The organism is Candidatus Magnetaquiglobus sp., assembly GCF_058402785.1.
In genome coordinates, this window is record NZ_JBZVFG010000047.1 from 1 (window position 1) to 22,278 (window position 22,278).

Consider the following 22,278-nt stretch of genomic DNA (forward strand, 5'->3'; position numbering starts at 1 on the left):
TGCGGGAACGTTTCGCGCCTTTGGCGAAACGTTCCCGCGAACATGGCCAGAAAATCCGGTCGCCGGTGGCGACTCCCGGCCCCGAACAATGCCCGGCCCCGAGCGACTCGCCGTGCGTCGTTGCCCAAAAGCGACAACGACGCACGGCACATGAGCCCCGCGCGCTGCGCCCTTTTTCGCAAAGAACGCGAAAAAGGGCTTATCGTGACAAGCGCGCGAAAGGCAACGTCACAAGGGAAACAATCAAAACCTCAGGGCTTCGCCCCGAACCCCACCAGGGGCCATTGGCCCCTGGACCCCATCAGGTTTGTGCCATCCCGCTCCTCCCCGCTCTCCCCGCATCCCGTACCAACCCGATGATCCGCGTCTGATCCGCGTCACTCAACTCCGGATAGATCGGCAGACACAACACCTTGAGCGCGATCTCGTTGGCCACCGGCAAATTCGCCGGACTGGCGGAGGGCAGATTGCGATACATCGGCATGTTGGAGATCAACGGATAGAAATAACGCCGGGTGATGATGCCGTGAGCGCGCATCTCGAGATTCAACGCGTCGCGGCTCAACGGGTACTCGGGTCCGATCAGAATGGGGAAGTGCGGATGGTTGTGCTCCGCGCCGGCACGAATCGATATGAGCCGGATGCCGGGAATCTCCGCCAACTCGCGACGATAACGGGCGTCGATCGCCTGACGACGCGCCTGGGCCCGATGGAGATGCTCGAGAGAGAGCAGACCAAAGGCGGAACTCACCTCGTTGAGCTTGCCGTTGATGCCCGGTGCCACCACGGTCACCTCATCGGCGAAACCGAAATTCTTGAGATGGTCGATACGCTGCTTGGTCTTTTCGTCCGGACAGACGATGGCACCCCCCTCGAAGGTGTGGAAGATCTTGGTGGCATGAAAACTCAACACCGACAGATCCCCATGCCGCAACAGACTCTGCCCCTGATGACGAACCCCGAAGGCATGGGCCGCATCGTAGATCACCCGCAGATTGTACAGATCGGCGATGCGACCGATGTTGGCCACATCACACGGGGTGCCGTAACAGTGGACCGGCAGGATGGCGGTGGTGTGTGGGGTGATGGCCACCTCGATGCGCTCGGGATCGAGGTTGAGGGTCTCGGGGTCGATGTCCACGAAGACCGGCTTGATGCCGTTCCAAAGCAGCGAATGGGCGGTGGCCACGAAGGAAAAGGGGGTGGTGATCACCTCGCCGGTGATGCGCAACGCCTGAAGCGCCACCACCAGGGCAATGGTGCCATTGGCGAACAAGGCGATGTGCTCGACACCCAGGTGCTCGCGCAGCGCGGTCTCGAATTTCTGGTGGAAAGGTCCACAGTTGGTGAGAATCTGATTCTCCCAGATCTCCTCCAACATGGGCACGAACGATTCCAGGGGCGGCAGATAGGGCCGGGTGACGTAGATCGGACGTTCTTGGCTCATGCGGGGGATCCAGAAGAGAGTGGCGCATGATCGGGCCGGGCGCAGACCGCGTAGAGCGAGGCGGACAGCTCCGGATGGCTCTTGGCCAGGACATGACAGGCCTCCAGATAGGCGGGCGTGACGATCCCCTGGGCCATGGCCTGATCGAATTGATAATTCGCGAAGGGTTTGACCAGAATCCCGCCGTGATCGAGAATCCGATAACCGGCCTGACGCAGATGCAGCAGAAAGGTATCCTGGCTGTAGGTGCGGCGATGGCCGTGTTGAGCCTCGGCGGGGGTGACGGCGGCGTGGTGGTCGATCAAGCCCATTTCGGTGGCGATCTGGCGGGAGAGGGCGCGGGCGTTGGGCACCGCCACGAACAGCCGACCGTTCGGGGTCAGCCAGTCGCGCATCCGCTGGAGATCTCCCACCGGATCGTCGAGGTGCTCCAGGGTGTGGATCAGGAACACCTGATCGAAGGTGCGCTCGAAACGGGCCTCGGCAAAGGTGGCGGTGATCACCTCGACCCGCGCCGGGAAGCGGGCGCGTACCTGGTCGGCCAGGTCGCTGGCCGCCTCGATCACGGTCATGGTGTCAAAGTAATCGAGCAACTGGGCGGTCATGTCCCCCAGATAGCAGCCCAGCTCCAACGCGCTCGACCGGTTGGTGAAATGGGGCGCGAGCCGCTTGAGCAGATAATGGCGGATGATGCCGTCAAAGTCGTAGGCATAGAGCCTGTCGGCATGATCCTGGTACTCCTGGTTGTGATCGCGGGTGGTCATGGGGGTCGCCATACGGTTGGATGGAAAGTCACGGGAGCTTCTGCACTTCGCAGATCAATTCGCCGTGAAAGGGTCGCTGTTCCAGATCGTTCAACTCGGCAATCGAGCTGTGACGCCACGGAAGCCACTTGACCAGAGGAAAGCCCGTCGCGTTCAATCTTCGCGCCAGCTCCTCGGCATCCATCACGTAGCGATGGCCCCAGGCGCGCATCCCCTCGTTCATCAGCTCGCAGGGGGACCACCCCAAGGCCGCGAACTCGCCGAGATCCTTGCGCAGATACATGTCGATCAGCACCCGCAGATCCGGCGTGGAGAGGCGCAGGACCCCACCCGGCAGCAGCACGCGATGGATCTCGCCCAGCAGGGTCATGATGCCGTCGGCGCTCAGATGCTCCAGAAAGTGCTCGGAGTAGACATGCAGAACGCTGTTTTCCAGAAACGGCAGGGGGTTTTCCAGGTTGTGACAGAAGACATTGGGCGCGGGCTCCAGATCGATGTTGATCCAGCCGGGCAGGATGTTCTTGCCGCACCCCAAATGGAGCCGCAGACCGTTGACCGGCATGGGGGCCGGGTGGGGGGTTACGTCGTGGGGAGGCGGGGCGGCAATCGCTCCGGTGGGCGCCGGGATGGCCGGTGGAGGCGGGGCGCTCTCCGGCATGGCCACGGTCTGGTAGAGGTCGATCTGGCCGGTGAGATCCTTGACCGTGTTGGGTTGCAGACCGCACGGCAGAGCGGCAAAGTCGAACTGGGCCGGCAGACCCTGGAACATCGCCTCCATGCCGAAGCGGACGGTGGAGATGTTGCCGGTGCGCAACGAGATCAGACCGAGCAGCACCGCCCGGTCGCCCTTGGGATCCAGGCCCAGCTCGCGCAGCTCCGGGGCGAAGGTCTCCTCGAAGAGCGGTTGCGGCAGGGCCAGGTAGTGACGCAGCACATGGGGCAGCTCCCACAGAAGCCGCCGGTGGGAATCGACCCGCGGCGCGCTGATGTTCTGGTTGTTGGTCAGCACCCGATAGGCGGTCAGAAAACGCCCCTCGATGATGTGGATCGGGTAGTGGCTCACCAGCCGCACCCAGGTGTCGAAATCGCCGACCTGGGAGAGCCGCTCGTCGTAAAGACCAATGGTGTCGTAACAGGCGCGACGCACCATCACGGTGGGGTAGCAGAGGCAGTTGCTGGCAAAGAAGAACTGCCGCAACCAGTCGGCCTGACTGCGATTGGGGACGTAGAAGATCTGGTTGGCGAAGGTCTGATCCGCCGGGATGGGGTTGTTGGCCTCGTCCACAAAGGCCGGATAGCCGAAAACCGCGCCCACCTGGGGATTCTGGTCCAGATAATCGACCTGGATTTCGAGCTTGTCCGGCAGGAACATGTCATCGGAGTTGAGCGGGGCCAGAAACTCCCCCGAGGCGCGGCGGATGGCGTCGTTGACCGCGCAGCAGGAGCCGCGATTGGCCGGAAACCGCACCAGCTTGATGCGTGGATCGTTGAAACCGGCGATCACATCCGCGGTGCCGTCCGAGGAGCCGTCGTCGGTGGCGATGATCTCGAAATCCTGACAGGTCTGGTTGAGAATGCTTGAGATGGCCGCGCCAACGTAGGGGGCATGGTTGTAAGAGGCCATGATGATGCTGACGCGTGGCACGGGCAAGACTCCGGCGAATGGTGGGACAGGAGGGAAACCACGCGACGCGCGGGCCGGGGGTTCTTTGGTCCTGGGGTTGTCGATGCTTACGATAAATTCCAGGATACACCGTCGCGCGTCCTGGCGTCAACGCTGGCGGGGCGGGTGGATCGTCAACCGAAGCGCAGACAGGTGGTGGCCAACGGAAAGTACCTTTTCCAGTTCGACTGTTGAAAAATTTCCGCCGAACGGAGCAGCTCCGGCGGATTGGAGAGCCCCAGTCCGGAGTTGTGGAAACAGGGGGCGTGCAGCGCCCAGGCGCGCATCCCCCGCTCCCGGTAGGCGCACACGATGTCGGTGCCGTACAGGTGATACCCGAGATGCGGATCGGTGCCCGGAAAACCCAGGCGATCGAAGCCGATCAACAGTTCGTCGAAGGAGTGGACCTCCGCCGGGAAGGGTCCGCCGCTCACCCGCAGCCAGTGGCGATCGACCACCACGCCGTGGTGCTGCTCCCCGCCCGGATGGGTGGCCACGCCGTACACCCCGAACACGCCGGCATGCGGGTCCAGGGCGCGGGCCCGGGCAACGCCGGAGAGGTACTGCCGGTCCCAGCCGGCGGGCAGATAGACATCTTGATGGACGTAGACCACCTGATCGTGACGCGCCTGTTCCAGTCCGGTGCGGATCGCATCCGAGGCGGAGGGTTGCCCTTCCAGGAGGATGAGCTGATGGGGATGGTGGCCCTGAAAGATCGGGGAGGCGAGAACATTCTCTTTGAGCACCGCGGGCTGATTGGTGGGCACGATGAAGCTCAAGGGTGACGGGGCCGTGGGCTGTTCCGGGAAGGTGGGATTGATCAACCCCTTGAAGAGAAAGTGGCTGGCGGAGAGATAATAGACCCCGCGCATGGGATCCATCTTGACGTGGTTGAAGGCGTGCTGGAGCGCCAGGATCAGGCCGTCGTCGGGTTTGTCGAGGGGAGCCTCGGCGAGCAGGGGCAGCAGGCCGGCGTCGAGCAGCAGCCGGATGGCGCTGGCAAAGGTGAAACGGTGACGGATGGTCGAGGGGGGGTGATCCGGGTCGCGGGGCGGGAACTCGCCGGCCAGCAGAGCGGCCAGGGTGGCATGGTGCTGGGTGTTGGGGAAAACGGCGAGCAGGTGACCCTGGGGGTGCAGCCACGGTCGCAGACGGGTAAGACAAGCCAGGGGATCGACCAGACGGGTCAGGGTGTCGTTGAGGAGGATGCAGTCGTAGGGGGCGTCGAGGTCCGGAGGGCCATCCCGTTCGATATCCAGGATGAAAAGCCGATCCAGCCGGCTTTTGGCCTGCCAGGCCAGCGGGGCGTCGGCCTCGATGCCGTGCCAGATGAGGTTGGGATCCCTGGCCTTGGCGAGCGCGCCCAAATGGCCGGTGCCGCAGCCGACCTCCAGGATGCGGGCCGGGCCGGTCGGCAGATGGTTGCCGAGCAGGGCGACAAGATGCGGGTCGAGACGGGAGGACATGGGCATGGGTGGGGATCCGGGCAGGGGTTGAACAGTCGTGCCAGACAGCATGATGGTGGTTCTGATTCCTGCATGCAAGGCCATCACGCGGGAAAGGCGCGCGCGATGGCCAGCAGGCCGAACAGGACCAGGGAGGCGGCCAGGAAACGCATCACCAGCCGGTGGGCGTGGTCGGAGAGGAGCGGCTGGCAGCGGGAGGCCAGCAGGGCCACCCCCATTTTGGTGGCGATGAGGGTGGTGATGGCGGTGACGATGAACAGGAGCGCCTGGGCGTGGCTGCCGCGCAGGATGTAGCCGCCCCCGACGGTGAACCAGAAGAGGTAGGGGTTGGGGTTCAAGAGATTGATGCGGATGGCGGTTCCAAGCGAGCCGATCACCGGACCGCTGGCATCTTGCACGGGATGCACCGGGGCGCGGAACAAGGAACGGGCGATGACCAGCAGGTAGATTCCGCCCATGAGGTTCAAGCCGGTGGAGAATCCGGAGAGGGATTCCAGGTGGGGCAGGGCCAGGGTGGTGACGAGGATGATCGGTCCATCGGTGAAGATCGGGGCCAGACAGGCGCGCAACCCGGCGGACAGGCCACGGGTGAGGGTCTGGTGGAGGATGATCACGGTGAGCGGACCGGGTTGCACTCCGGCGGAGAGGCCGAAGGCCAGGGCGGCGAGAAGGTATTCGAGCATGGTTTGTCTCCAGCCTTTGGGGTGGTTGGCGCGCGGGGTTTGATTGGCCCGAGTCGCCGACATGAAAGGTTCAGGGTAACGATTCAGGCTCGATTCATCGATTGTGGCGTATGCTGTAACGTGCAGGGGGAGAACCCCCTCACCCCCTGTGCCCTGGACCTCCCTTCGGGCGTTCCAGGGTAATCCATGCGGGACGCGGGGCAAACCGGCCTCACCCATCCAGACAGCCGAGTCGAGGAGCGACACCATGGCAGACGAACCGACCACCCCGATTCCGGATCTCGCCACCCGTTCCAGGCGCGCGGCGGTGGTGTTGATCCTGTTGAACGCCCTGCTTCTGGTGGCCAAGACCATCGTCGGCTGGCGCTATGATTCGCTGGCGATTCTCTCCGATGCCGGCAATTCGCTCACCGATGTGGTGACCTCGGTGATCATTCTGGTGGCGGTGCGGGAGTCGGCCAAACCGGCGGATCGGGAACACCCGTTCGGACATGCCCGCATCGAACCGATGGCCGCTTTCACGGTGGCGGTATTGACCTGCATGCTGGCCACCGAGGTGGCCCGCGAGGCGGTGGGGCGCGTGTATGAGGGGAGCCTGCCCCAATCCGGCTGGGTGCCGGTGATGATGCTCGTGGCGGTGATCGCGGTCAAGGGGGCGATCTGGCGGGTGGCGGGTCGCATGGGCCGGCAGGGGAGCGCGGCCCTGAAGGCGGCGGCGGTGGATGCGCGGATGGATGTGGTGATCAGTTTGATGGCTCTGGGGAGCCTGGCCGGAGAGAGCTTGCGGCTGAACTGGCTGGATGGGGCCGCCTCGCTGCTGATCGCCGTCTGGATCGCCTGGACCGGGTATCAACTCGGCGCGGAAAACGTGGAACGCCTGATCGGTCATCTGCCGGACAGCGACACCCTCAAGGGGATTCACGACCGGTTGACCGCCATGCGGAACGCGGGCCGGATCCTCGATTTCCATGAACTGCGCATTCAGTACATCGGCACCGAGATCCATCTGGCGGTGCATGTGACGGTGGATGGCCATCTGGATGTACTGCACGGCCACGCCATCGACGAGGCGATTCAGCACGCCCTGCACGAGGTTCCCGGCGTCACCTTCGTGGCGGTGCACATCGAACCGGGGTGAGCCTCGCTCCGCTTCACCCCCTGCGCGCCTCGAGCAGGGCGATGGTGGCGGCGAAGGGGGTGCCTTGTTGATCCTTGGGGGAGAGGATGGGTTCGACATCGCGCACGGGCCAGGGGATGGCCAGGGCCGGATCCGACCAGAGCAGGATCCGTTCGTGCTCGGGAAAGCGGTAATCGGTGACGCTGTAGAGAAAATCGGCCTCCGCGCTCAACACCTGGAAGCCGTGGGCATATCCGGGCGGAATCCAGAGGAGCAGTCCCTCCCCGGCCAGCAGATGCAGGGCGGCGGATTGGCCAAACGTCGGGGAGCCGAGGCGCAGATCGACCACCACGTCGAAGATCTCGCCACGAATCACCCGCACCAGCTTGCCCTGGGCGTGTTCGATCTGGTAGTGCAGGCCGCGCAACACGTTGCGGGTCGAACGGGAGTGGTTGTCCTGCACGAACGGTTGGACGATGCCGACCCGTTCCAGATCCGAACGGTCGATGGCCAGTTCCCGGCCCTCCTCCGAGGGGATCCGGGGCCGAAGCAGCAACACGTCATGCAACAGGGTTCGCACGATTTTCATGGCAGGGCTTTACCCAAATGATTGAACCCGGATCCGGCGGGTGCCGACGATCCCCCGCGATCACCGGATCGGGGATGGCTGGACCGAGCCTCATAAAAGGCCGCGTTTGGTGTGGGAGACGATTTTCAGCAGACGCCGCAGATCCTCGGGCGTCAAAACCGTGTCGAGGGAGAGCGGTGCCAACACCACCTCCGGCGGGACGCGCCCCTCCTCATCAGCCAGGGGACAGGACAACGCCTCGTCCGGTTCCTCCTCCCCGATAACCGGGGGGCGTGGTCTGCCGGCCACCGGCCCATCCTCCCAGTGCTCCCGAACACCAGACATTCCAACCTCCATGATAGATCAACCGAGCATCGATGGCACCCCGGAGTCACCGAAAGGGGATGGGGCCCCAATCCCCAACCTGGGTAGGCTTGCGCAACCACAGGCTGAATGAGTGGGCATGCCGGATGCAATCGCCCGAGGATTCGCAACTTGCGGGCCAAGGGGGATTGGCGTATACTGCCGCGCCATGCCGAGGCTGCCCACACTCTCACCGATCGCCCTTCGCCGCTGGCGGCGTTTCAACGCCAATACCCGCGGTCGCGTCTCCCTGTGGATTTTCGCCGCGCTCTTCTTCCTCTCCCTCGGCGCGGAGCTGATCTCCAACGACAAACCCCTGATCATCCACTACCAGGGGAGCTTCTATTTCCCGCTGCTGGTCGCCTATCCGGAGACCACCTTTGGCGGTGACTTCGCCACCGAAGCCGATTACAAGGATCCCGAGATCCTCAAAAATCTGCGCCAGGGATCCAACTGGGTGATCTTTCCCCTCAACCCCCACGGCTACGCCACCATCGATCTGCACGCCACCCGACCCGCACCCGCCAGCCCCGGCGATGGCCACCTGCTCGGCACCGACGACCGCGCCCGGGATGTCCTGGCGCGCCTGATCTACGGCTTCCGGCTGTCGGTCCTCTTCGCCCTGGCTCTGACCATCGTCGGGGTCGCCATCGGGATCGTCGCCGGCGCGGTCCAGGGTTATTTCGGTGGAAAAACCGATCTCTGGCTGCAACGGTTCATGGAGATCTGGGGCAGCATGCCGGAGCTGTATCTTCTGATCATCTTCGCCGGCATCTTCAATCCCGGCATTCCGCTGCTCCTGCTCCTCTTGTCGCTCTTTGGCTGGATGCACCTGGCGGACTACGTGCGCGCCGAGTTCCTGCGCGCCCGCAATCTGGTCTACGTCAAGGCGGCCCGCGCCCTGGGAGCCTCGGACCGGGCCATCATGTTCCGCCATCTGCTTCCCAACGCCATGACCCCGGTGATCACCTTTCTGCCGTTTCGCATCTCCGGGGCCATCCTCGCCCTGACCAGCCTCGATTTCCTGGGCCTCGGCGTTCCTCCCACCACACCCAGCCTCGGCGAACTGCTCCGTCAGGGCAAGGGCAACATCGAAGCCTGGTGGCTGTCGCTTTCGGCCTTCGTCACCCTGGTGGTCATGATGCTTCTGCTCAACTTCATCGGCGAGGCCCTGCGCGACGCCATGGATCCCCGCAAGGAATAGATGGCTACCCCGGTCAAACCATTGCTCGCGGTCGAGAACCTCCGGGTGCGCTTCGAGGGGGAAACGGGCGTTGTCGAGGCGGTCCAGGGGATCTCCTTCTTCATCGCGCCGGGCGAAACCGTGGCCCTGGTGGGCGAATCCGGCAGCGGCAAGAGTGTCGCCGCCCTGTCGGTGTTGCGCCTGCTCCCCCCGTCCGCCCTGGTCACCGCCGAGGGGATCTACTACCGGGGTCGCCAGACCACCACCCTCGGCGAGCCGCAAATGCGCAAACTGCGCGGGGGCGAGATCGGTCTGGTGTTCCAGGAACCGATGACCGCCCTCAATCCGGTGCAACCCATCGCCACCCAGCTCATCGAGGCCATCTCGCTCGACCCCGAGGCCGATACCAACCCGGTGGCCCTCCTGGCCCGCGCCGTGGAGCTTCTGGCCTGGACCGGCATCCCGGATCCCGAAACCCGGCTGCAATCCTATCCCCATCAACTCTCCGGCGGACAACGCCAACGGGTCCTGATCGCCATGGCCCTGGCGCGCAAGCCGTCGCTTCTGATCGCCGACGAGCCGACCACCGCCCTGGATGTGACCATCCAGGCCCAGATCCTGGAACTCCTCACCCGGCTGCGCCGCGAACTCAACATGGCCATGCTGCTGATCACCCACGATCTGCCCATGGTGCGCAAATGCGCGGATCGGGTCTATGTGATGCGGCAGGGGGTGATCGTCGAGCAGGGACCGACCGAAACCCTCTTCGCCGCGCCGCGTCACCCCTACACCCGCGCGCTGCTGGCCGCCCTCCCGGACGCCAACCCGCCGCGTCGCCCCGAAAACGCGCCGGTGCTGCTCGCCGCCAACCAGGTGAAATGCCACTTCCCGATCAAGAAAGGGCTCTTCAAACGGACTGTCGGCTGGATCAAGGCCGTGGACGAGGTGAGTTTCACCTTGCGCAAGGGCGAAACCCTGGGCGTGGTGGGGGAGTCGGGCAGCGGCAAGACCACGCTCGGCGAAACCATCCTGCGGTTGAACGACGGCGGCGGGGAGATTCATTTCGACGGATTGGATCTCATGACCGGCAAGCGCGAATGGCAACGAACGCTGCGTCGGCGCATGCAGGTGGTGTTTCAGGATCCCTTCTCCTCCCTCTCCCCGCGCATGACCGTGGGCGAGATCCTGGCCGAGGGGTTGATGATCCACGATCTGGAACCCGATCCGGACAAGCGCCGCCAGGCGGCGTTGGCGATTCTCGCCGAGGTCGGCATCGATCCCGATGCCCTGGAGCGCTATCCGCATCAATTCTCCGGCGGTCAGCGCCAACGTATCGCCATTGCCCGCGCCATGATCCTCAAGCCCGAACTCCTGGTGCTCGATGAACCCACCAGCGCGCTCGATCTGTCGGTGCAGGCGCAGATCCTGAAACTTCTGAAAAAACTCCAGCACGATCATGGTCTGGCCTATCTGTTCGTCTCCCACGATCTGCGGGTGATCCGCGCCATGTCCCACGAGGTGATGGTGATGCAGAACGGGCGCGTGGTCGAGGCTGGTCCCACCGTGGAACTCTTCGCCGCCCCGCGTCACCCCTACACCCGCCGTCTGCTGGCCGCGGCCCTCGACCTCTCCACCGGCGGGAGCGAGACCCCGGAGGTGCCCACGCCATGAGCCAGAGCTGGATTCTCGCCGCCGAGGCGGTCACCGGTGTGGCGCTCTACCTCTACGGGGTCGAAAAAAGTTTCTTTGCCCTGGGGCTTCTGCACGCCGAACCGCTCAAACAACGGCTCGGCGCGCTCCCGGATCACGACCCGCGCGGCTGGCTGGCCGGCATCCTCACCGGTCTTCTGCTCTGGTGCAACCGCGTCATCCAGGAGCGGTTGAGCGAGTTGGCCGCCATCGATCTTCTCGCCTGTCGTCAGACCCTGCTGATGCTCCTGGCCAGCCTCATCGGCACCGCCCTGCCCGCCATCCCCCTCGCCGCCATCCCGCCCGGCATCGCCGTTGCCCCCCTGGTGGCCGGATTGCTGCTGCTCTATGCCATCTCCGAGTCCCGTTGGCGTCTGCATGGCCATCTGTTGCTCGGACTCGGCCTGCTCTTTCTGGGCATGGCGACCCTCGCCGATACCCTGCCGCGTTTGCCAGGCGTGGCCGCGACCCTGGATATCCCCTGGCTTGCCCTGCCGCTGGCCGCCCTGGTCGCCTCGCTGCTGGGCTCGGCCACCGCCGTGGTGGGGCTCATGTTGCCTTTGGCCGGCATGGAGGGGTTGTCGGGTTCGACCGCGGTCCTGATGATCCTGGCCGCCAATCTCGGTGCCGCCCTGCCGCTGGCCACCCTGCTCAGGGAGAGCAGCGCCCAGCTCAACCGTCTGTTGCTGGCGCAACTGGTGTTCGTGATTCCGGGATTGCTGCTGGTGGCCCCCTGGCCGGAGCGGATCGCCGTTGGTCTCGCCTGGCTGCCCTTTTCCGAGGGGTGGCGGCTGGTGGTGTTCCACATCGCCTTCAACCTCCTCATCGCCCTGATCGGACTTCTGCCTCTGCGTCCCCTGGTGCAGCTCGCCCACAAGCTGCTGCCCGACCCCTTCGGCACCGAGGTCGAGTCGCTGGAGTTCACCGAACGCTACTGGCCCCGCTATCTGGACGAGGATCTGTTGGCCACCCCACCCCTGGCCCTGGCCATGGCCCGTCGCGAAACCGGCTTGATCGCCGCCCTGATCGAGGAGATGCTCGCCCTGGTCCCCGAGGCGCTGTTCCAGGGGGATGCCAGCACCATCGTGAAGTTGCGCAAGATGGACGATCGGGTGGACGAGATCCACCGCGCGGTCACCCGCTATCTGGCCGGCATCGGCGGATCGCGCCTCTCGGCCCATGTCGCCGACGAGCTGATGGCCGCCATGACCGTCAGCAACGAGTTGGAGTCCATCGGGGATGTGATCGAGAACAATTTTGCTCATCTTGCTGAATCGAGTCTCGACGAGCGGGTGGCTCTGTCCGAGGAGAGCCGGGTCGCCCTCGAGGGGTATCACCAGCTGGTGATCACCGCTTTTCGGCAGGCGGCGGACGCCTTCTTGAGCGCCGATCCGGCGTTGGCGCGGGCGGTGATGGCGCAAAAGGAGTCGGTGACCGCGTTGGATGCCCAGGCCAGGCAGGAGCAGATGCGCGCCCTGCGCAGCGGAGAGAAGGACTTTGCCGCCTACAGTCTGTTCATGGATCTGTATGAGAACTACAAGCGGATATATTACCACGCCAAGCGCATCGCCAAGGTGGTGGCCGGGGTGTAGGCGATGTTCGCGGCATCGTTTTGCAAACGGCGCAAAACGATGCCGCGAACATGGCAGCGCGCCGCGTTTTTTCGCGGAAAGCGCGAAAAAACGCTTTTTTGAAGAGCGCGCCAAAGTCAAAAGAAAAGGCAATACCGCAGAGGCTCTGCCTCCGCACCTCCGCCGGGGACCTCCGGCCCCTGGTCCCCCCGTAACGGTTGACCGGTTCCCGCCATCACCCCCCTGGCCGGAACTGCCGCGATGCCTCCCGATCCGCCTCGCTCAAGAGCACCTTCTCCAACACCACCTCCATGGCATCCACCGCCCGCGGGGTGCGGATGATGGTCTCGACCGTCTCGCCGTTCTGGTTCATCTCCATGCCCAGCGGGCTTAAATTATAATTGAGCACCCGCATCACGAAACGACTCTCGCGCCAGCCCAGATACCAGAACCAGTCGGTGTAATACTGCCAACTGTTCTCGTTGAAAGCGCGTACATGGGTCGGATCCTGCCAGGCGCCCAGGGAGAGATCATAGGGAACCACGATGTGCAACGTGCCGCCCACCCGCAACAGGTTCAAACAACTGGTCATGGCCGTGATCAGCTCCTGAACGTGCTCGAACACATCAAACGCCAGGATCTGCTCGAAATACCCCCTCGGCAGACGGATCGGCCCGAAACGCCGGGTCGGATGGAGCGGATCGTCCGGCAGGGGGAGGGGGTGGTTCAGATCGGCGATCAGATCGGGTTGCCAACCGTCGTGAATGTCGAGGTTCAGACACTCCGCGCGAAAGTTCTTGCCACTGCCGATGTTCAGGATGGTCGGCAACTGGATCTGGGGGTCGGACACGGGACTCTCTCCGGATGGCGGATGTGAAAAATCATCACGCGGGTCGCCAAGCGCCTCGCGCAGAATGTCGCGTTCGAGCCGGGCGGAAAAACGCTCGAATCCGGCGCGGGCCATGGCCTGACGTCGCGGCTCGTCGCGAATCAACGCGATGCATGTGGCGACCAGCTGGTCATACGGCACTGCGGCCATGGCACCGTCCAGAGCCGGATCGATGCGGGTTTCGGGATCCTTTTCCGTGACCACCGCCTTGGCATTGGCCAACAGGTAGGAGATGCGGGCGATCTCGAAGATCTTGGTGTCGTAATAGTGGATGTTGAGGATGATCCTGGAACGGGCGATCACCGCGTCCCGCGCCTGGCCATACAGTCCGAACAACAGCTGCACCGCCAGACCGGCCTCCTCCAGCTCCACCAGGATCCGCCGCCGTCGCTCGTTGAGACTGCCATAAAAAAGCACGTCGATGGTTTCGGTCTCGACCGGGATGCGTGTCAGCTCCGGCACGTAACCGATGGGAACATGGCGGCTTGGCCCCACCAGACCCGCCTCGCGCAGTCGGTCCAGATTGTGGGCATCGTAGTCCCATGTCTCGCAGCGGGCCATGAGGGCGGGCAACGCCTCGTTGCCGATCCAGCTCGATTGCCACTGCTCCAGATTGTAAAGGATCGTGCCGGATGGTACCCGTTCGATCCATTCCGCCGGCATGAGATTGCCGCCCACCAGGATGTTGCGTGCCGCCGGATCGAAGTCGTTGATGGCCATGGTGACCGGATGGCCCAGGGCGCGCAGACCGAAATGGAGGGTTTCGACCACCTCGCGCAACGCTTCGGCGTGGTCGTAGCCGGGCGGGGAGATCAGGACGATGCGAAAGGGGGTGGGTGTCATGTGCCGGCGATCCTACCCGGTGACCCGGAACATGCCGAGCAGATCCGAGGTCAACAGCACCTGACCCGCCGGCAGACCGCTGGCGATCAACAGGCTGCGGGTGGCTTCGTCCTCGGTGAGACAGAGGGCGGTGAACCGCTCCGGGGATTGGGCGAGGGACTCCGGATCGCGGATTTCGAACGGGATGGTGGGCGCGATCTGGTGCAGGCTGGCACGGATCACCTCGGGATTGCTGATCCGGCAGGCGACCAGGGCCCTGGCATCGGGCAGGGCGAAGAAGCGGTCGCGCATCGCCTGATAGGCCGAGCCGGTCATGACGTTCGGTTCCATGGCGTGGATCAGCGCACGATCCTCCTCGTTCTTGGCCCACAGCAGGGCCCGTTTCAGACAGAGCCCCGCCGCGATGTAATCGCCGCTGGCCTGGGCGAGGTTGGCGGCCACCAGGATGCGCCGCATCACGAAATCGTTGATCAGCTCGAGCACCACGGCGCGGTTGCCGGGATCGAAATCGTTCATGCCGAGGCTGGCCAGGGCCAGCGAGGCGGCCAGCTCCAGACCGGAACGGTAGTGGTCGAGATGGGCGAGCACCTCCATGCCCTCGTTTCGTTGCACCGTGCCCACGCCGGGATTGCGCAGCACCGAGACCAGGAACGGGTTGGGTTGAAAACGCACCGCGCCGTGAGGCAGGGTGCGGAAGGTGGTGACCAGCGGCGCGTGGGTGGCCTCCAGATCGAAGGAGACGCGGGCCAGCGTATCGGCGCGATACAGGGCGTTCTCCGGGAAAATGTGGTTGAGGGCGATGAAGTTGAACAGATCGGCGGTACGGCTGGTGTCGAACAGGTGCTCCCCTTCCAACGGATAGAACAACCCCATGTCGGTGGCGGTGGAGTCGTTCCAGAGCTGCCATGGCGCGTGGGAGACGGCGATGTCGTCGCGTTTGAGCATGAGATCGAGTTCGGCGAGCAGCGTTTCCGGGATCAGCCGATCCCCGCACGCCAGATGGACCAGAAAGCGCCCGCGACCCACGCGCAACGCGGCCTGGATCAACGCCTGGCCGGCGAGGGGCCGGGGGAGGGTCACATGCCGGTGGAGCGGCAGACCGGCGCCCGGTTGACCGGGCGCGGCGTTCCCCTTGGCCTCCGGAAGATCGACCACCACCACCTCGATGGCGCGTCCCGAGGTGGCGACCCAGCGGAGCTGTTCCAACGTGTGGGCCAGCCAGGCCCGTCCCGAGGCGGTGGTGATGCAGATGGAAAGCTCGATCGGCCGGTCGGTTGCCGGGGCCTGGGGCGGGACGTGGGGGGCCGGGAGCGGGGCGACGGGCGGCGGAACGGGAGTTGGCGCCGTCCCCGAAGCGGTCGGATGCGGCTGGATCGGCTGGTCGGGGGTGGGGAACGAGGGGGCGATATCCAGGTGTTCCGGCGGCAGACCGGCGGCATGGCGTTGCCAGATCGCCTCGTAGACCGACTCCAGATCGCGGGTGAAACGCGGGGTGTCGAAGAGCGGGGTGGTGGCGCGGTTGGCGATCAGACGGGCGCGCAGCTCGGTGAGCCGCTCCGGGGCGCGGGCCAGCTCCAGGGCTTTGGCCTGGTAGTCGGCAAGCGTGGTGGCGACCAGCTCCGGCGCGTCCATGGTGACCAGCAGACTGCCGGCCACCCGCGACACGAAGGTGTCGCCGGCGATTGTGAGGAGCGGACAGCCGATCCACAATGCATCGCTGGCGGTGGTGTGGGAGGTGACCGGATAGGTGTCGAGCACCAGGTCCACCAGGTGGTAGCGGGCCAGATGCTCGGCCACCGCCAGTTTGGGAGCGAAGTGCAGCCGGGCCGGATCGATGCCGTGGCCGGCGGCAGCCTGACGGAGGTTGTCGGCCACCAGCGGGTTGGACTCCAACAGCCAGAGGATGGCCTCCGGGGTGTGATGCAGCACCTCCATCCAGACCGCGAAGATCTCCGGGGTGATCTTGTAGGTCTGGTTGAAGTTGGAAAAGATCAATCCGTGCGCCGGCAGACCGCATTCGGCGCGGGTGGGGCCGGACTCCGGCAGGGCGCGCAACCGGTCGTTGGGCTGGTAGCAGTGGGGGAGACGCACCACCTTTTCGCTGTAGTGGATCTCCTCGCCCGCAGGGATGAGGAACGGGTCGGCGACGATGTAGTCGATGTGCCCGGCACCCATGGTGCCCGGATAGCCAAGCCAGCTCACCTGGAGCGGAGCCGGTCGCTGGGTGGCGATCTCCAGACGCGCCCCCTTGGTGAATCCTTTCAGCTCCACCAGAACATGGATGCCATCCGCGTGAATCGTGCGCGCCGCGCTGTCGTGATCCACCCGCAGCAGATCCACGAACCGGTCGCTCGCCTCGACCATGCGCTGGCGCATCTCCTTGCCGTCGTCGTCGCTGTAGGAGTAGAGGATGATCTCGAACCGCTCCCGGTCGTGCAGCTTGATCAGCTCGGCCATCAGGATCGCGGTGGCGTGATTGAGGAAATCGCAGGAGAGATAACCGATCTTCAACCGCCTGGGGTGGGGATCGTGGGTCGGCGTGGCGGCCAGGTCGCGCCGGGCGCGGTATTTGCGGTCCATGTAGTGGGTGGCGCAGGCCAGCTGCTCGGCGGGGGTGGTCGGCAGGGTGAGAAACACGAACGGGTTGATCAGCTTGTTGCCGGCGTTGAAGAGCTGCATCATCTCCGAGAAGAGCTCATCCAGGTCGCGCCAGTCGCAGATCTGTTTCAACAGGTTCAACAAGGTGGCGAAGGTGTTCGGATCGTCCCGTTTGTAAGAGAGCAGTTGCCGGGAGCAGTTGATCGCCCCCTCCAGATCCCCCCGCACGTTGCAGGCCACGCCGAGATTCTCCAGAGCGGTCTGGTCGTCGGGTCGGATCTCGAGGGCCTTGCGGTAGCAGGCGATCGCCTCGTCGAGCCGTTCTTGCAGCTGCAAGGCGTTGCCCATGTGGGTGTAGGATTCGTGCAGATCCGGCTTGATGGCCAGGGCGCGCTGGTGACAGGCGATCGATTCGTCGAGCCGGCCCTGATCGCAGAGCACGTTGCCCATGTTGCAGAGCGCCTCGTAATAGAGCGGGTTGATGGCCAGGGCCTGTTCGTAACAGGCGATCGCCTCGCTCCAGCGTCCCAGATCCTGCAACACGTTCCCCTTGCAGTTGAGCGCCTCCAGGTAGTCGGGACGCAGCCCCAACGCCCGCTCCAGCCAGACCAGGGCCTCTTCGTGGCGTTCGAGCTTCTGGAGCACGTAGGCCAGGTTGTGCATGGCGCTGACGTACTCGGGATAGATGGAGAGCGATTGTTCGTAACAGGCGATCGCCTCGTCAAACCGCTTCTGTTCGCAGCGGATGTTGCCCATGTTGGCATAGGCTTCGAAGAAATTCGGCTGGATCTTCAAGGCCCGCTCCTGACAGGCAATCGCCTCGTCGTACTGTCCCAGGGCCTGATGGAGGGTGCCCAGGTTGCTCATGGCGGCCTGATAGTTCGGATCGAGCTGCAAGGCTTTGTCATAGGCGGCCAGGGCGGCCTCGGGCTGACCGTGGTTCTGGAGCACGATGCCGAGGTTGTTGTGGAAGAGCGGTTGATTGGGATCGATGGCGATGGCCTTTTTGATCAGGACGATGGCTTCGTCGCGCTCCCCGCGTTGGTGGAGCAGATAGCCGAGCAGGTTCAAGGCATCCTGATGGCGTGGGGTTTCGCGCAGGATCTGGCGATAGAGGGCCTCGGCTTCGGCGAGACGGTTGGCGTGATGCAGCTCCAGGGCCTTGTGGACCGGCGCGACCGGCACGGAGCGGGCGGCGGGGGCGGGATGCTTGGATTTGCCTGATTTCATGGCCATGACCTTCGCGTGGCAAAGGAGGGGACGAACGGTGTCAACGCCACGACCGCTTTCGATGCATCGTTGCGTTAAGATCTCGACGCATGCTAGCCGATTTCGCGGGGATTGGGAATTTTTTTTGAATGGTTCGCCAAACCGCATCCGATCGGGCGGATGGGTGAGGTGATGGTGGAACAGGAAAGCTGGGGGGATCCGCATCGTCTCGGCACGGATGATGCTTGCTGGATCACGATAGTCCCTTTTGGGTTCATCCATCCAGCCAGAAGAGGGGGGGAGCAGCGTGCCCCCGAGTGAGCCTTGACCGCCCCGTTGACGAATATCTCCCCGTTTCTGTCGGCCTTGCGCTGTCTGTTCCTGGTCTGTCGTCATCACGGCGTCGATGTGACGCCGGAGCAGCTTTTGGGCGCTCGCGAGGCGGATATCGTGGGTTCCGTGCTGCGTTTGATGCAGGAGGTGGGGCTGAAAGGGGCGCTTTTGGCCAACCGCAAGTGGAAGGATCTGGCCGGGTTGGGCAACGCCTATCCGGTGATGGCCGAAACCCGTGGCGGTCACTGGCTGATCGTCAGTCGCGTGACGGTCGCCGCCGACGGCGTGCCGAGTGCCACCGTCATGGATCCGCGCACCGAGCATGCCGGCACCCTGATTCTGACCCGCAAGGAGTTCGAGGCAGACTGGAGCGGCAATTTATTGCTCTGCAAACGCGACCACGAGCCGGAGCTGGAGAACAAGCCGTTCGGATTGAGCTGGTTCATGCCCGAGATCATGAAACAGCGCAAGCTGCTGCGCAACGTGGCCATCGCCGCGCTTCTGACCAGCATCCTGAGCCTGGCGATGCCGATGTTCTTCAACATCATGATCGACCGGGTGATTCCCCATCAGAGCCATCAGACCCTCATCACCCTCACCATGATCCTCTTTTTGGTGATGACCTTCGAGGGGCTGTTCAACTTCGTGCGTCAGCATCTGATGCTGGTGGCCACCAACAAGATCGATGCCCGGCTGTTGTCCCGTTCGTTCCATCATCTGCTGCATCTGCCGATGCCCTTTTTCGAGAACTCCACCACCGGCGTGCTGATTCGTCACATGCAGCAGGCCGAGGTGATCCGTAACTTCTTGACCGGCACCCTGTTCCACACCCTGCTCGACGTGGTGACCCTGCCGCTGGTGCTGGTCGGACTGGCCATGTACAGCTTCAAGCTCACCCTGCTGGTGCTCGGCTTCACCCTGGCCATCGCCGTCGTCATCGCGGTGATGCTCCCCACCTTTCGTCACTACCTGGAGGGGCTCTACAACGCCGAAGGGTTGCGCCAGGCCGATCTGGTCGAGACCATCCACGGTATGCGCGCGGTCAAGTCCATGGCCCTGGAACCGCTGCGCAAGGCCTCCTGGGATCGCAAGGTGGCGGTGTCGATCTTGAATCGCGCCCGGGTGGGCGGCATGGGGATCAAGGCGTCGGTCTTGATCGGCGCGTTGCAGTCCGGCATGCAGATCGCCATCATCGCGGTCGGTGCCCTGGAGGTGTTCGACAACACCATGAGCCTCGGCGCGCTGGTCGCCTTCAACATGCTCTACGGGCGGGTCTCCGGACCGCTGGTGCAGCTCGTCGGGCTGATCAACGAGTATCAGCAGACCGCCCTGGCGGTGCGCATGCTCGGTTCGGTGATGAACCATCCGCCGGAACGGGATCCGAGCCAGCGGGGCATTCGCATGCCGATCACCGGCGAGATCGAATTCTCCAACGTCACCTTCCGCTACGAGAAGTCGGTGCTGCCGGCCTTGAAACGCATCTCCTTCAAGGTGGAAGAGGGGAAGGTTATCGGCGTGGTGGGTCGCTCCGGTTCCGGCAAGACCACCATCACCCGTCTGATCCAGGGGATCCATACCGCCCAGGAGGGGTTGATCCACCTCAATGGCCACGACATCCGCCATTTCGACCTCGCCCATCTGCGGCGCAGCATCGGCGTGGTGTTGCAGGACAACATTCTCTTCCGCGGCACGATCCGCGAGAACATCGCCGCCGGGCGGCCCGAGGCGACGCTGGTGGAGGTGATCGAGGCGGCCCGCCTGGCCGGCGCGGACGAGTTCATCGATCGTCTGCCCCACTCCTACGAGACCTGGGTCGAGGAGGGCGCGTCGAACTTCTCGGGCGGCCAGCGGCAACGGATCGCCATCGCGCGCGCGCTTCTACTTAGTCCCCGTCTGCTGATCTTCGACGAGGCGACCAGCGCCCTGGATCCGGAGAGCGAAATGATCATCCGCCAGAGCCTGGAGAAGATCTCCGAGGGCCGGACCATGATCATCGTCTCCCACCGGCTCTCTTCGCTGGTGGCCGCGGATGCGATCCTGGTGCTCGACAAGGGGGAGGTGATCGACTGCGCCACCCACGAGGAGCTTCTGGAGCGGTGCGAGATCTATCGCCATCTGTGGGATCAGCAGGCCGGATTGGCCATGGTGGGCAAGGAGCACTGAAATGCCGTCAGCCGGCATGGTTGTTGCGTGCCTTGAAGCGGTTCAAGCCATTCTCGCGAGTTCGGGTCGATGGGCAAGGAATCATAACGTATGACCAACGCGGACCAAATACCCCAGACCGGGGCCAACGAGGCGACCGGGACTCCCCGCGCGCGCTGGAAATATCATCCGCTCGCGCTGCTGCGTCGCGGCTTCACCCATATTTTCGAGGGTGGATCGGGGCGCGTGGTTCCGGATGCCATCCCCTTTCAGGTGGGGATCGACGTCATCATCGCGGAGAATCCCTCGTTTCTGTTGATGTCGGTCTTCTATCTGATGATCGGCATGTTGTCTTTGGGACTTCTGATCGCTTCGCTGGTCGAGGTGGACATGCTGGTGATGGCCACCGGTCGTCTGACCACCGATGCCCCGCCGTTGCAGCTCCAACCCATGGATCGGGCGATCATCCGCGAACTCAAGGTCAAGGCCGGGGATCAGGTGACCAAGGGTCAGATCCTGGCCACCTTCGACGCCACCTTCGCCCATGCGGATCTGGCATCGATTCTCGCCCAGCAGCAGGCTTCCCAGGCGCGCATCCGGCGTCTGGAACACGAGATCAACGCCACCCCCTTCGAGATCGGCTCCTCTCCGAACGCCGACGAGCGGCTGGAGTATGCGCTTTTCGGGCAGCGTCAGGCCGAGCACCGGTCGCGTCTGTCGATGTACGACGAGGAGATCGAGCGGATCCAGACCGCCATCCACTCCACCGAGGATGAGCGCGGCTATCTCACCACGCTGCTCAAGATCTACAAAGACGTGGAGGGGATGCGCGATACCTTGCAGAAGAGCGGAACCGGCAGCCAGTTGCAGTATCAGGACTCCAAGGTGGCGCGGGTGCGCACCGAACAGTCCCATCAGGACGCGGCCAACCGGTTGATTCAACTGCGGCACAATCTGGCCTCCAAGAGGGCGGAACGGCAGACCTTCGTGGAAGAGTGGACCCGTCAGCTTCTCGATCATCTGATCATGGCCCGGTCGGATCTCTCCAAGCTCAACGAACAGGTGATCAAAGCGCGTCGCATGAGCGAGATGGAGGTGATGACCTCGCCGGTGGATGGGGTGGTGTTGGATGTGGCCAAGCGGGCCACGGGTTCGGTGTTGAACCCGGCGGAACTTCTGATCACCATCGTGCCCGCGGACGCGGTGTTCATCGCCGAGATCATGCTCGACTCCATCGATGTCGGTTACGTGCGCACCGACGACCGGGTGGTGCTCAAGGTGCATGCCTTTCCCTATCAACGTCACGGGGTGTTGGAAGGCAAGCTGCAATTCGTGAGTCAAGAATCCTTTCAGGGGTTCGGGGGCGAGGGGCAGGGGAACGCGGTGCGCAGCGCGGGCGGCGCGTTCCATGTGGGACGGGTGAAATTGACCAAGACCGATCTGGAACATCTGCCGGAAGGGGCCCGTCTGATTCGCGGCATGACCCTGACCGCGGATATCAAGGTGGGCTCCAGACGGTTGATCTCCTATTTCCTCTATACGTTTACGAGCATGATGGATGAGAGTCTCAAGGAGCGCTGAGCGTGCGGCAATTTTTGCGGGTCGTGGCCAGCGCGCGGCAAAAACGATCCACCCGAACCGGTCGAAAGCGGGGGTGAGGGGATGATTTCGGGTTCATTTTGTGCCTGGAATGAAACTTGCTTTTCGTTTATAGTAACTTTGATGGGGGGAGTACCCCCTCACCCCCCGT

At 64.0% G+C, this 22,278-nt stretch carries 15 protein-coding genes; 6 read left to right on the top strand and 9 right to left on the bottom strand.

Annotation, left to right across the window (positions count from 1 at the left end):
* Positions 1–301: 301 nt before the first annotated feature.
* From ACV4UY_RS13505 to ACV4UY_RS13525, 5 genes are all read right to left on the bottom strand, one after another.
* Positions 302–1,447, bottom strand: a complete 1,146-nt coding sequence (locus ACV4UY_RS13505) for a DegT/DnrJ/EryC1/StrS family aminotransferase (RefSeq protein ID WP_491608108.1) — start codon at positions 1,445–1,447, stop codon at positions 302–304.
* Positions 1,444–2,211 (bottom strand): class I SAM-dependent methyltransferase, encoded by a 768-nt coding sequence (locus tag ACV4UY_RS13510; protein WP_491608109.1) that lies wholly within the window; start codon positions 2,209–2,211, stop codon positions 1,444–1,446. The genes ACV4UY_RS13505 and ACV4UY_RS13510 overlap by 4 nt, the downstream gene beginning before the upstream one ends.
* 28 nt (positions 2,212–2,239) lie before the next feature.
* Positions 2,240–3,856 (bottom strand): glycosyltransferase, encoded by a 1,617-nt coding sequence (locus tag ACV4UY_RS13515; RefSeq protein ID WP_491608110.1) that lies wholly within the window; start codon positions 3,854–3,856, stop codon positions 2,240–2,242.
* Between the two features lie 152 nt (positions 3,857–4,008).
* Positions 4,009–5,346, bottom strand: coding sequence for a class I SAM-dependent methyltransferase (locus tag ACV4UY_RS13520; RefSeq protein WP_491608111.1), 1,338 nt, complete (start codon positions 5,344–5,346; stop codon positions 4,009–4,011).
* A 77-nt stretch (positions 5,347–5,423) separates the two neighbouring features.
* Positions 5,424–6,023: a LysE family translocator gene (locus tag ACV4UY_RS13525; protein WP_491608112.1), complete on the bottom strand. Its 600-nt coding sequence runs from the start codon at positions 6,021–6,023 to the stop codon at positions 5,424–5,426.
* 247 nt (positions 6,024–6,270) lie between these two features.
* Here ACV4UY_RS13525 and ACV4UY_RS13530 point away from each other — a divergent pair, with 247 nt between their 5' ends.
* Positions 6,271–7,161 carry a cation diffusion facilitator family transporter gene (locus tag ACV4UY_RS13530; protein ID WP_491608113.1) on the top strand — a complete coding sequence of 297 codons (891 nt, stop codon included), beginning with the start codon at positions 6,271–6,273 and terminating at the stop codon, positions 7,159–7,161.
* Between the two features lie 13 nt (positions 7,162–7,174).
* Here ACV4UY_RS13530 and rfbC read toward each other — a convergent pair whose 3' ends face one another.
* Both rfbC and ACV4UY_RS13540 read right to left on the bottom strand, forming a co-directional pair.
* Complete coding sequence (gene rfbC / locus ACV4UY_RS13535) at positions 7,175–7,729, bottom strand: dTDP-4-dehydrorhamnose 3,5-epimerase (protein WP_491608114.1); 555 nt, start codon at positions 7,727–7,729, stop codon at positions 7,175–7,177.
* Positions 7,730–7,819: 90 nt separating this feature from the next.
* Complete coding sequence (locus ACV4UY_RS13540) at positions 7,820–8,053, bottom strand: hypothetical protein (RefSeq protein ID WP_491608115.1); 234 nt, start codon at positions 8,051–8,053, stop codon at positions 7,820–7,822.
* Between the two features lie 187 nt (positions 8,054–8,240).
* On the opposite strand from ACV4UY_RS13540, the gene ACV4UY_RS13545 reads away from it, so the two are divergent.
* From ACV4UY_RS13545 to ACV4UY_RS13555, 3 genes are read left to right on the top strand one after another with little or no spacing between them, the layout of a single operon-like run.
* Complete coding sequence (locus tag ACV4UY_RS13545) at positions 8,241–9,275, top strand: ABC transporter permease (protein ID WP_491608116.1); 1,035 nt, start codon at positions 8,241–8,243, stop codon at positions 9,273–9,275.
* Positions 9,276–10,925, top strand: a complete 1,650-nt coding sequence (locus ACV4UY_RS13550) for an ABC transporter ATP-binding protein (protein ID WP_491608117.1) — start codon at positions 9,276–9,278, stop codon at positions 10,923–10,925.
* A complete protein-coding gene (locus tag ACV4UY_RS13555; protein WP_491608118.1) occupies positions 10,922–12,535 on the top strand; it encodes a Na/Pi symporter in 1,614 nt (537 codons plus the stop codon). The genes ACV4UY_RS13550 and ACV4UY_RS13555 overlap by 4 nt, the downstream gene beginning before the upstream one ends.
* A 214-nt stretch (positions 12,536–12,749) precedes the next feature.
* Here ACV4UY_RS13555 and ACV4UY_RS13560 read toward each other — a convergent pair whose 3' ends face one another.
* Together ACV4UY_RS13560 and ACV4UY_RS13565 are read right to left on the bottom strand one after the other, a co-directional pair.
* Complete coding sequence (locus tag ACV4UY_RS13560) at positions 12,750–14,246, bottom strand: CgeB family protein (RefSeq protein WP_491608119.1); 1,497 nt, start codon at positions 14,244–14,246, stop codon at positions 12,750–12,752.
* 12 nt (positions 14,247–14,258) lie between these two features.
* A complete protein-coding gene (locus ACV4UY_RS13565) occupies positions 14,259–18,074 on the bottom strand; it encodes an O-linked N-acetylglucosamine transferase family protein (RefSeq protein ID WP_491608120.1) in 3,816 nt (1,271 codons plus the stop codon).
* A gap of 324 nt (positions 18,075–18,398) precedes the next feature.
* Here ACV4UY_RS13565 and ACV4UY_RS13570 point away from each other — a divergent pair, with 324 nt between their 5' ends.
* Positions 18,399–20,549, top strand: a complete 2,151-nt coding sequence (locus tag ACV4UY_RS13570; protein WP_491608124.1) for a peptidase domain-containing ABC transporter — start codon at positions 18,399–18,401, stop codon at positions 20,547–20,549.
* A gap of 90 nt (positions 20,550–20,639) precedes the next feature.
* Positions 20,640–22,109 carry an HlyD family type I secretion periplasmic adaptor subunit gene (locus tag ACV4UY_RS13575; protein WP_491608121.1) on the top strand — a complete coding sequence of 490 codons (1,470 nt, stop codon included), beginning with the start codon at positions 20,640–20,642 and terminating at the stop codon, positions 22,107–22,109.
* The last annotated feature ends 169 nt before the right edge of the window (positions 22,110–22,278 follow it).

Coding starts and splice junctions, on each gene's coding strand:
- ACV4UY_RS13505 (WP_491608108.1), bottom strand. CDS start 1,447: ATGAGCCAAGAACGTCCGATCTACGTCACCCGGCCCTATCTGCCGCCC.
- ACV4UY_RS13540 (WP_491608115.1), bottom strand. CDS start 8,053: ATGTCTGGTGTTCGGGAGCACTGGGAGGATGGGCCGGTGGCCGGCAGA.
- ACV4UY_RS13560 (WP_491608119.1), bottom strand. CDS start 14,246: ATGACACCCACCCCCTTTCGCATCGTCCTGATCTCCCCGCCCGGCTAC.
- ACV4UY_RS13555 (WP_491608118.1), top strand. CDS start 10,922: ATGAGCCAGAGCTGGATTCTCGCCGCCGAGGCGGTCACCGGTGTGGCG.
- ACV4UY_RS13525 (WP_491608112.1), bottom strand. CDS start 6,023: ATGCTCGAATACCTTCTCGCCGCCCTGGCCTTCGGCCTCTCCGCCGGA.
- ACV4UY_RS13520 (WP_491608111.1), bottom strand. CDS start 5,346: ATGCCCATGTCCTCCCGTCTCGACCCGCATCTTGTCGCCCTGCTCGGC.
- ACV4UY_RS13530 (WP_491608113.1), top strand. CDS start 6,271: ATGGCAGACGAACCGACCACCCCGATTCCGGATCTCGCCACCCGTTCC.
- ACV4UY_RS13510 (WP_491608109.1), bottom strand. CDS start 2,211: ATGACCACCCGCGATCACAACCAGGAGTACCAGGATCATGCCGACAGG.
- ACV4UY_RS13545 (WP_491608116.1), top strand. CDS start 8,241: ATGCCGAGGCTGCCCACACTCTCACCGATCGCCCTTCGCCGCTGGCGG.
- ACV4UY_RS13575 (WP_491608121.1), top strand. CDS start 20,640: ATGACCAACGCGGACCAAATACCCCAGACCGGGGCCAACGAGGCGACC.
- ACV4UY_RS13550 (WP_491608117.1), top strand. CDS start 9,276: ATGGCTACCCCGGTCAAACCATTGCTCGCGGTCGAGAACCTCCGGGTG.
- ACV4UY_RS13565 (WP_491608120.1), bottom strand. CDS start 18,074: ATGAAATCAGGCAAATCCAAGCATCCCGCCCCCGCCGCCCGCTCCGTG.
- rfbC (WP_491608114.1), bottom strand. CDS start 7,729: ATGAAAATCGTGCGAACCCTGTTGCATGACGTGTTGCTGCTTCGGCCC.